The 7,932-nt window shown below is 73.5% G+C and carries 8 protein-coding genes and 1 tRNA gene; 6 read left to right on the top strand and 3 right to left on the bottom strand.

From position 1 onward, the window contains the following. The 4 genes from B9S61_RS26920 to B9S61_RS26905 form a co-directional block, all read left to right on the top strand. Positions 1-787: deoxyribose-phosphate aldolase (locus B9S61_RS26920; RefSeq protein WP_103544559.1), on the top strand; the 787-nt coding region annotated here is incomplete at its 5' end. Positions 788-816: 29 nt separating this feature from the next. Then, positions 817-1,710 carry a 5-deoxy-glucuronate isomerase gene (gene iolB, locus B9S61_RS26915; protein ID WP_103544562.1) on the top strand — a complete coding sequence of 298 codons (894 nt, stop codon included), beginning with the start codon at positions 817-819 and terminating at the stop codon, positions 1,708-1,710. Next, complete coding sequence (gene iolD / locus B9S61_RS26910) at positions 1,707-3,578, top strand: 3D-(3,5/4)-trihydroxycyclohexane-1,2-dione acylhydrolase (decyclizing) (RefSeq protein ID WP_103544558.1); 1,872 nt, start codon at positions 1,707-1,709, stop codon at positions 3,576-3,578. The genes iolB and iolD overlap by 4 nt, the downstream gene beginning before the upstream one ends. A gap of 53 nt (positions 3,579-3,631) precedes the next feature. After that, the gene (locus B9S61_RS26905) at positions 3,632-4,417 is read left to right on the top strand and encodes a GntR family transcriptional regulator (protein ID WP_103544557.1); all 786 of its coding nucleotides are present in this window, start codon (positions 3,632-3,634) and stop codon (positions 4,415-4,417) included. 15 nt (positions 4,418-4,432) lie between these two features. On the opposite strand, the gene B9S61_RS26900 is transcribed toward B9S61_RS26905, so the two are convergent. After that, positions 4,433-5,413: an aldo/keto reductase gene (locus B9S61_RS26900; protein WP_103544561.1), complete on the bottom strand. Its 981-nt coding sequence runs from the start codon at positions 5,411-5,413 to the stop codon at positions 4,433-4,435. 230 nt (positions 5,414-5,643) lie between these two features. On the opposite strand from B9S61_RS26900, the gene B9S61_RS26895 reads away from it, so the two are divergent. Continuing rightward, on the top strand, positions 5,644-6,567 hold the full coding sequence (locus B9S61_RS26895) for an endonuclease/exonuclease/phosphatase family protein (protein WP_374936247.1): 924 nt from the start codon (positions 5,644-5,646) through the stop codon (positions 6,565-6,567). On the opposite strand, the gene B9S61_RS26890 is transcribed toward B9S61_RS26895, so the two are convergent. After that, positions 6,554-7,228 (bottom strand): NUDIX domain-containing protein, encoded by a 675-nt coding sequence (locus B9S61_RS26890; protein ID WP_103544555.1) that lies wholly within the window; start codon positions 7,226-7,228, stop codon positions 6,554-6,556. The two genes, B9S61_RS26895 and B9S61_RS26890, sit on opposite strands and share 14 nt — an antisense overlap. 137 nt (positions 7,229-7,365) lie before the next feature. Further along, a tRNA-Pro gene (locus B9S61_RS26885) sits at positions 7,366-7,439 on the bottom strand. 100 nt (positions 7,440-7,539) lie between these two features. On the opposite strand from B9S61_RS26885, the gene B9S61_RS26880 reads away from it, so the two are divergent. Continuing rightward, positions 7,540-7,932, top strand: a 393-nt coding sequence (locus tag B9S61_RS26880; RefSeq protein ID WP_103544560.1) for a DUF309 domain-containing protein, incomplete at its 3' end; no start/stop codon positions are given.

The following is a 7,932-nucleotide window of genomic DNA, read 5'->3' as shown; positions in this document are numbered from 1 at the left end:
GCTGATCGGCGACAGCGGCCGGCTGCTGATCGTGGCCGCCGACCACCCCGCCCGGGGCGCGCTCGGCATCGGCGAACGGCGGCTGGCCATGGCGGACCGCGCCGGCCTGCTGGAACGTCTCTGCATCGCGCTGTCCCGGCCGGGAGTGGACGGGGTGCTGGCCACCGCCGACATCCTGGAGGACCTGCTGCTGCTGGGGGCGCTGGAGAACAAGGTCGTCATGGGTTCGATGAACCGCGGCGGCCTGGCCGGCGCGTCCTTCGAGATGGACGACCGCTTCACCGGCCACCGCGCCGAGGACATCGCCCGGCTGGGCTTCGACGCCGGCAAGCTGCTGGTCCGGATCGACTACGACGACCCCGGGTCACTCACCACCCTGGAGTCCTCCGCCCGCGCCGTCGACGCCATGGCCGAGCGCCGGCTGCCGGTGTTCGTGGAGCCGTTCGTCTCCCGCCGGGTGGACGGCCGGGTGCGCAACGACCTGTCCGCCGAGGCCGTCACCCGCTCCATCGCCATCGCCTCCGGACTGGGCGGCACCTCCGCCTACACCTGGCTGAAACTCCCCGTCACCGACGACGTCGACGACATGGCGGAGGTGCTGCGGACCTCGACGCTGCCCGTCGTGCTGCTCGGCGGCGAGGTCGGCGACCAGGAGGCGGCGTACGAGCGGTGGGGCAAGGCGCTGCGGCTGCCCACCGTGCAGGGGATGGTCGTCGGCCGCTCGCTGCTCTATCCGGCCGAGGGCAGTGTGGAGGCGGCGGTCGACACGGCCGTCGGACTGTTGTGACCGGCCCGTACGAAGACGAGAGGCACCGCATGACGTATCACCTTCCCGCGGGCAAGGCCGTTTCCGGCCCTTACGTCGTCGACGTGACCCCCGAGTCCGCCGGCTGGGGTTACACGAGTCTGCGCGTCCTGGAGCTGCCGCCGGGCGGCACGCACACCTTCGACGCCGGCGGGAGCGAGTGGATCGTGCTGCCGCTGAGCGGCGGCTGCACGGTCGCCGTGGACGACGGCCACGGCCACGACACCTTCGGACTCACCGGCCGCTCCAGCGTGTTCGACGGAGTGACCGACTTCGCCTACGTCCCGCGCGACGCGCGCGCGAGCGTGTCCTCGGCCGGCGGCGGCCGGTTCGCGCTCACCGGCGCCCGCTGCACCCGCCGGCTGCCCGCCCGCTACGGGCCCGCCTCCGGCGTGCCCGTCGAGCTGCGCGGCACCGGGAACTGCTCACGGCAGGTCAACAACTTCGGCGCGGCAGGCGTGTTCGAATGCGACAGGCTGATCGCCGTCGAGGTGCTCACCCCCGGCGGCAACTGGTCGTCCTTCCCGCCGCACAAGCACGACGAGCACCGGCCGGGCGAGGAGTCCGTGCTGGAGGAGATCTACTACTTCGAGTTCGCCGGCCACGGAGGCACCCCGGGCCTCGGCTACCAGCGCGTCTCCCCCTCCGGTCCGGGCCGGGACACGGACGTGCTGGCGGAGGTGCGCGACGGTGACGTCGTCCTCATCCCGGACGGCTGGCACGGCCCGTCCATGGCCGTACCCGGCCACCACATGTACTACCTCAACGTCATGGCGGGGCCCGGGGAGGAACGCGCCTGGCTGATCTGCGACCACCCCGGCCACGCCTGGATCCGCGACACCTGGCAGGACCAGGGCGTCGACCCCCGACTCCCCCTCTACACCGCACCGGAGAGGTCCGCATGAGCGCCACCACCCGCCGGCTGACGACCGCCCAGGCCCTGGTGCGGTTCCTGTCCGTCCAGTACACCGAACGCGACGGCGCGCGCCGCCGGCTGGTCGCGGGCACCTGGGGCATCTTCGGTCACGGCAACGTGGCCGGGATCGGGCAGGCGCTCGTCGAGCACGCGGACGTGATGCCCTACCACCAGGGCCGCAACGAGCAGGCGATGGTGCACGCGGCGGTCGGCTACGCCCGTCAGCTGAACCGGCTCTCCGCGCAGGCGGTGACGACCTCCATCGGCCCCGGCGCGACCAACCTGGTCACCGGCGCCGCCCTCGCCACCGTCAACCGGCTGCCCGTCCTCCTGCTGCCCGGCGACTACTTCGCCTCGCGCGCCGCCGATCCGCTGCTCCAGCAGCTGGAACACCCGGTGGAGGCCGATGTGTCGGTCAACGACACACTGCGGCCGGTGTCGCGGTACTTCGACCGCGTCACCCGCCCCGAGGCGCTGATCCCCTCCGCGCTGAACGCCATGCGGGTGCTCGCCGACCCGGCCGAGACCGGCGCGGTCACGCTGGCCCTCCCGCAGGACGTGCAGGCGGAGGCGTACGACTGGCCGGAGGAGTTCTTCGCCGAACGCGTGTGGTCCGTACGGCGTCCCGCCCCGGACCCGGTGGAGCTGTCGGCGGCCGTGGCGGCCGTACGGGCGGCACGGCGGCCGCTGATCGTCGCGGGCGGCGGGATCCACCACAGCGAGGCCGAGGACGCGCTGCGGGCGCTGGCGGACGCCACCGGCATCCCGGTCGCCTCCACCCAGGCCGGCAAGGGCTCCCTGCGCCACGACCACCCCGCCGACCTCGGAGGCATCGGCCACACCGGGACGGCGGTGAGCGACGACCTCGCCCGCACCGCCGACCTGGTGATCGGCGTCGGCACCCGCTACACCGACTTCACCACCGCCTCCGGCACCCTCTTCCAGCACCCGGACGTGCGCTTCCTCAACCTCAACATCACCGGCTTCGACGCCCACAAGCTGGCGGCGCGCACGCTGGTCTGCGACGCGCGGACCGGTCTGGAGCGGCTCACCGAGGCACTGGCCGGACACCGCGTGGAGGAGTCGTACGAGGCGGAGTACCGGGCCGGCAAGGAGCGCTGGGAGCGGGTCGTCGAGGCCGCCTACCGGGCCGACGACGACAGCGCCGTACCGACCCAGACGCAGGTGGTCGGCGCGCTCGACGCGGTGGTCGGCGACGAGGACGTGGTGATCAACGCGGCCGGTTCGCTCCCCGGCGACCTGCACAAGCTGTGGCGCGCCCGCAGCCCCCGCCAGTACCACCTGGAGTACGGCTACTCCTGCATGGGCTACGAGATCCCCGCCTCGCTGGGTGTCCAGCAGGCCGCGCCCGGCACCCCCGTCTGGGCGCTGGTCGGCGACGGCACCTATCTGATGGGGCCGACGGAGATCGTCACGGCCGTCCAGGAGAACCTGCCGGTCAAGCTGGTCCTGATCCAGAACCACGGGTACGCCTCCATCGGCGGCCTGTCGGAGTCGGTGGGCGCCGAACGCTTCGGCACCGCCTACCGTCACCGGGCCGCCGACGGGACCTTCACCGGCGCACCGCTGCCCGTCGACCTCGCCGCGAACGCGGCCAGCCTGGGCATGCGGGTGCTGCGGGCCAGGACAGTGGGCGAACTGCGGAACGCGCTGGCCGAGGCCCGCGACTGCGACCGTCCGGCCTGTGTGTACGTCGAGACCGACCCGGCGCCGACCGCCCCACCGGCCGAGGCCTGGTGGGACGTGCCGGTGGCCGAGGTGGCGTCCCGCGAGGCCGCGGTCCTGGCCCGCGAACGGTACGCATCCCAGGTCGCCGGACGCCGCCGCCACCTCTGAACCCCGTCCGCACCGTCCGCGCTCCTACGAGCCCCAAGAGGGAGATACGTTCCATGGCGAAGACCGGCGACCGCGCACGTGCCGCGGCCGAACCCGCGCTGAGCACGCTGGACTTCGCCCTGGACCGGGGCAGTCCGGTACCGCTGTACCACCAGCTGGCGCAGCAGCTGGAGGCGGCGATCGAGCACGGTGTCCTCGCCCCGGGCAACCTGCTGGGCAACGAGGTGGATCTGTCGGTGCGGCTGGGCCTGTCCCGGCCCACCGTCCGCCAGGCCATCCAGTCCCTCGTCGACAAGGGGCTGCTCGTCCGGCGGCGCGGGGTGGGTACGCAGGTGGTGCACAGCCATGTCCGGCGCCCCCTGGAGCTGAGCAGCCTCTACGACGACCTGGAGGCGGCCGGCCAGGGACCGACCACACAGGTGGTCCGCAACGAGACGGTTCCGGCGCCCGCGGGCGTCGCGGCCGCCCTGGGGCTGGCCGAGGGCGGCGAGGTGGTCCTGCTGGAACGCCTGCGCCGCACCCACGGCCAGCCGGTCGCCCTGCTCGGCAACTACCTCCCCCCGGGCCTGCTGGACCTGGACAGCGCCCGCCTGGAGGCGACCGGCCTGTACCGGATGCTGCGCACGGCCGGCATCACCCTGCACAGCGCACGCCAGACCGTCGGTGCCCGGTCGGCCACCGCGCAGGAGGCCGCCCGGCTCGACGAGAAGGAGGGCGCCGCCCTGCTCACCATGCAGCGCACGGCCTACGACGACACCGGACGTCCGGTGGAGTACGGCACCCACATCTACCGTGCGTCCCGGTACTCGTTCGACTTCCAGCTGCTGGTCAGGTCCTGAGGCGCCGGCCGGAGGTCAGTGCGCCGCGTCCGTCCGGGCCCGCTGCTCCGGCGACAGTTCCAGGTCCACCGCCGCCAGGTTCTCCTCCAGCTGCGTCAGGGAGGACACCCCCACCAGCGGAACGACCGGCAGTTCGTGGCCGAACTGCCAGGCCAGCGCGACCTGTCCGGGCGTCGCCCCCGTCTCCCGGGCGACCTCGCGCAGCACCGCGAGGCGGGCCGGGGTGCCCGGGTGGTCGTAGTCGTGGGGCAGCCGTCCGGGGTGGGCGTAGGCGCCCCTGAGCAGCGGCGAGTAGGCGACCAGGGTGAGCCCGGGCTCGGCCCGGAGGTAGGTGGCCGTTTCCGCTCCGGCGTGGCCGAGACCGCCGTCGGGGAAGAGGTCCTCGGGGACGTCGGAGCGGGGGCGCAGATAGCTGTGCTGGTACTGCAGGACCTCGTAGCCGGGCAGTCCGGCGGCCGCCGCGAGCGCGCGGGCCCGCTCCACCCGCCACACGGCCTGGTTGCTCACGCCGAGCAGCCCCACGGTGCCCTCGGCGACGAGGGCCGCGAAGGCCTCGACCGTCTCCCGCTGCGGGACGGCGGGGTCGTCGATGTGCGCGTACAGCAGGTCGAGCCGCTCCAGTCCGAGCCGGTCGCGGCTGCGTTCGGACGATTCCCGGATCACCTTCGCGGACAGGCCCTCGGGGTTGTCGATGTAGCTGGTGCCGGGAGCGAGGGGCCGTGCGCCGAGCTTGGTCGCGAAGACGAGGTCGTCCCCGGCCCCCCGGCTGCGCCGCCAGCGGCCGAGCAGTTCCTCGCTCTGTCCGCCCTGGCCGCCGTCGGTCCAGAAGGCGTAGTTGTCGGATGTGTCGATGAAGTTGCCGCCGGCTTCCACGTAGCGGTCGAGCAGGGCGAAGGCGGTCCTCTCGTCGGTCACCGACCCGAACAGCATCGCGCCGAGCGCCAGGACGCTCACGCGGCGGCTGTGCGGGCCGGTGCCGATGGTGCGGTACCTCATCACGGATTCCTCCCGGTTCACACCCCGTCGTCGGGGCACGGGACGGGAGTCTTCCTCTTGAAGAGCACTCCAGGTCAAGGGTGTGGCACCGTCTTCCCCGTCCCCGGTGGAACCTGAATTCACCTCGCGGTTCGTCCTGTACGACGAGCCGGGCGGACGGGGCACGGACGGAGCGGGAGGGCGGCGGTGTGACGGCGGCGGGGAGGACGGCCGTTTCGCGGGGCCGCCGGGTGTGGACGCGGGGGCGGGTGCCCGCCCTGCTCGCGGTGCTGACGGCCGGGCTGCTGGTGTGCCACGCACTCGTGCCCAACACGCCGGGACGGCTGGGCAGTCTGCTCGAGGTGTTCCTGCCGTGGCTGGGCCTGGCGGTCGTCCCGCTGTTCGGCCTGGCACTGCTGCGCCGTTCGGCCCTCGCCCTGCTGGCGCTGCTGCTGCCCACGGCGGCGTGGACGTACCTCTTCGGGGGGCTGCTGCTGCCCGGGGCGGCGTCCGGACCGCGATCCCTGGTCGTGGTGCAGCACAACGTCAGCGACGAGAACACCGATCCGGCCGGCACGGCCCGGGCCCTGGCCGGGGCGGGACCCGATCTCATCGCGCTGCAGGAGCTGGTGCCGCCGGCGCTGACGGTCTACGGCAGGACGCTCGCCGCGGACTATCCGCACCACGTGGTCCGGGGCACCGTCGGGCTGTGGTCGAAGCATCCGCTCAGCGGCGCCCGGACGACGGACATCAGGCCCCGGGACATCACGGAGCCCTGGAGCCGTGGGCTGCGGGCCGTGGTGCACACGCCGTACGGCGAGATCGCGGCGTACGTCGCGCACCTGCCGTCGATCCGGGTGGGGGCGGCCGGCCTGGCGTCCTCGCGCCGCGACGAGAGCGCGGGCCGGCTGGGCCGGGCCGTGGCCGCCGAGCGGCAGGAGACGGTGATCCTGCTGGGCGACCTCAACGGAACGGTCGACGACCGCGGGCTGGCCCCGCTGACCTCGCGGCTGGGCGGGCCGCGTCGGGGCTTCGCCTTCAGTTTCCCCGCCGCCCTGCCGCTGGCCCGGATCGACCAGGTCATGGCCCGCTCGGCGAGCGTCGACCACATCCGCGCCCTGCCCGCCACCGGCAGCGACCACCTGCCGGTGGCGGCCCGGGTCAGCCTGCGCTGACGCCCGCGAACGGGCCCTCCAGGGCGGCCCACTGGAGGAGCATGATGGTCTTCGCGTCGTTGATCCCGCCCGTGCGGATCATCCGCAGGGCCTCCCGGAAGGGCAGTTCGAGGATCTCGATGTCCTCGCCCTCCTCGTCGAGGCCACCGCCCTCGTGGGTGCGGGTCGAGGGGCCGTAGGCGGCGGCGTAGAAACCGACGCGTTCGGTGACCGAGCCGGGGCTCATATAGACGTCGAACACGTGCTGGACGGGGCCGATGGTGTGGCCGGTCTCCTCCACCACCTCACGGCGTACGGCGGCCTCCGGGTGCTCGTCCTCGTCGTCGAGCAGGCCGCCCGGTGTCTCGATCAGCAGACCGTCGGGGTGGCCGTTGACGTAGACGGGGAAGCGGAACTGGCGGGTGAGGAGGACGGTTTCGCGCCCGGTGTCGTAGAGGAGCATGGTGGCGCCGTTGCCGCGGTCGTGGGTCTCGCGCTCCTGGGTGCTCCAGGTGCCGTCGGCGCGCTGGAGGTCGAAGGTCGTGGTGCGCTCGACGTACCAGTGACTGGACAGCAGCTTCACGTCCCGGACCCGCACGCGCGGGTTGCCGGTGAGGTCGCGGCCGGTCCGGTCGAGTCCGGTGCGGCCCCGGCGGTCGGGGGTGCCGATGCCGGCGGTCATCGGCTCTCCGGCGGCCGGGAGGGCGGGTGCACAGTGGTCATGCCCGCTTCTATCACGACGCGGTTCACGGGCCCGGGATGGCGAGAAGGCCGTACCGGAGTCCTCCGATACGGCCCGACGACCTGCTGTGCCGCAAGTCGGGACGACAGGATTTGAACCTGCGACCCCTTGACCCCCAGTCAAGTGCGCTACCAAGCTGCGCCACGTCCCGGTGTGCTCACGCGCGGTGAACCGCGTGATCACGCGTGCATCACTTTACCCCACACCCGGGCCCGCTCCGAAGCCGGCGTCGGGCGGGGGACAATCGGCGTATGGGAAGCATGGACGGTACTTCCCCGCGCCGGACGTCCGCCGCGCGGGACCGGGACACCGAGGGGCGGGCGCGCAACGCGCGGCCCCGTGACGGACTCGGACGGCCCCTGCCGTACGGCACGGAGGGTGTGCCCCGACAGCCGGAGGGAATGGTGCGGCGGCCGGAGGAGAGCGTGGCGGAGGCGCAGCGGCTGCTGGACGAGGGGAAGCCGTTCCACGCGCACGAGGTGTTCGAGGACGCCTGGAAGTCGGGGCCCCAGGAGGAGCGGGAGCTGTGGCGGGGGCTGGCCCAGCTCGCCGTGGGCCTCACCCATGCCGCGCGGGGGAACGTCACCGGCGGGGCACGGCTGCTGCGGCGCGGGGCCGGCGCGGTGGAGGAGTGGGCCGCGGGG

This window comes from Streptomyces sp. SM1, from assembly GCF_002910825.1.
In the GTDB taxonomy this organism is placed as follows: Bacteria; Actinomycetota; Actinomycetes; order Streptomycetales; family Streptomycetaceae; genus Streptomyces; species Streptomyces okerensis.
This window is presented reverse-complemented; position numbering and strand designations above follow the sequence as displayed.

Coding starts and splice junctions, on each gene's coding strand:
- B9S61_RS26905 (WP_103544557.1), top strand. CDS start 3,632: ATGGCGAAGACCGGCGACCGCGCACGTGCCGCGGCCGAACCCGCGCTG.
- B9S61_RS26890 (WP_103544555.1), bottom strand. CDS start 7,228: ATGACCGCCGGCATCGGCACCCCCGACCGCCGGGGCCGCACCGGACTC.
- iolB (WP_103544562.1), top strand. CDS start 817: ATGACGTATCACCTTCCCGCGGGCAAGGCCGTTTCCGGCCCTTACGTC.
- B9S61_RS26900 (WP_103544561.1), bottom strand. CDS start 5,413: ATGAGGTACCGCACCATCGGCACCGGCCCGCACAGCCGCCGCGTGAGC.
- iolD (WP_103544558.1), top strand. CDS start 1,707: ATGAGCGCCACCACCCGCCGGCTGACGACCGCCCAGGCCCTGGTGCGG.